The following is a 1,348-nucleotide window of genomic DNA, read 5'->3' as shown; positions in this document are numbered from 1 at the left end:
TGATTTTAATTCAGAATTGTTTCCGTCTGAGTAATTTCTGCTATTATTTGCAACGTGTTTATATATGGTTTGTTGCGTCGTTTAAGCAACTAATTTAGTAAATAATTACAGACAAAGAAAATCCGCGAGGATTTTCGTAAGTAAGCAAAAAGCTAGCAATAAATTATATATGTTGTTGTGTGTAGTGTTTTTAATATCTAATTTTTATTTCAGTTCCATTTTTCATATTAAAGATTGATTTCAAAATTCTGATTAGTTCTTTATGAATAAATTCAATTTCATTTTTTGTTTCAGATTTATACCATTTTGAGTAATTAGGTGAAACATTTCCTTCATTATCTTTTTCATTCGGTTTTGAAAACTCAAGATTTAAAATTTCCTCAATTTTACTTTCAGAGTATTTTTTATTTTCATTGAGAAATTCATTACTCACAATTTCTGCATAAAATTCCTTACTCTTAATAAAACCTTTGTATTGAATATAATAAGAGTCAAATTCAATAATTAAATATTCTAAATTCGGATTTTTCGATAATATTTCTGTTAAATCTTTCTCAAATTTCTCCTTTTCAGTTTCCCATTTATAGGTTTTTATTTTTTCAAAATTTCTCTTTTTAAGTAATGCTAAAATTCCGATTGTAACTATTAAAACTCCAATTACTAATTTCATTTTCTGTTCATTTTTTGCATTACACACAACGGCTTTGTATAAGATTAGTTGCGGTTTTGTGTGCGAGGATTTTCCGGAGGAAAATCAGACGTAACAAAATTGCAACGACTTTCGGTAAAGCACTAATTTAAGCAATTAATTTTATACGTTGTTAGCTTTTAGTGCTTTTGTCCGCTTAAATTCCATTCCGATTTTCTTTTTTTTGTCAGTTTTCAATTCCGCAAACTTGCTGAATTTCCGCAATATTTTCAATTCCGATTGAGTAAGCAATTCCATAACTTGCTAAATTCCGTTTGAGTTATATTCCGATTCCGCACACGAGCTAAAAAGTAAGATGTAATTTAAATTATGAGTGAGATTTCAGAGTTCTGTTTTTCCAATAATTATGATATAGTTTTCCTGTGGTCATAGTTGAACCAATCATTAAAAAATAGATCATTACATAATTTTTTTGAAAAAAACTTTCAGTAAATAAATCGGTAATACTTAAAGTCAATAAAGTAATACCAATAAACCATAATAATCCGAATATAATTATATGTTTCTTTGTCGGGTTTGTTATAAAACTATTTTTTTTATCTTTCATTTCTTTTTTTAGTTCTGATTTTTTTTCGGCATTAAAGATAACGGTTTTGTGCTTATAGTTTGTTGCGTAAATTTAGCGAAAAAATAATAAAT

At 26.6% G+C, this 1,348-nt stretch carries 2 protein-coding genes; both read right to left on the bottom strand.

Annotated features, from left to right (window positions below; genetic code table 11):
- Positions 1–190 precede the first annotated feature (190 nt).
- Complete coding sequence (locus P2G10_RS12720; protein ID WP_275316973.1) at positions 191–670, bottom strand: hypothetical protein; 480 nt, start codon at positions 668–670, stop codon at positions 191–193.
- Positions 671–1,016: 346 nt separating this feature from the next.
- Entirely contained in the window at positions 1,017–1,256 is a 240-nt protein-coding gene (locus P2G10_RS12715) for a hypothetical protein (RefSeq protein ID WP_275316972.1), read from the bottom strand.
- Positions 1,257–1,348 lie beyond the last annotated feature (92 nt).

The sequence above is a fragment of the Tenacibaculum bernardetii genome, from assembly GCF_029125915.1.
Taxonomy (GTDB): Bacteria; Bacteroidota; Bacteroidia; order Flavobacteriales; family Flavobacteriaceae; genus Polaribacter; species Polaribacter bernardetii.
Note: the sequence above shows the minus strand (reverse complement) of the source record. Positions and strands in the feature narration are given on the sequence as shown.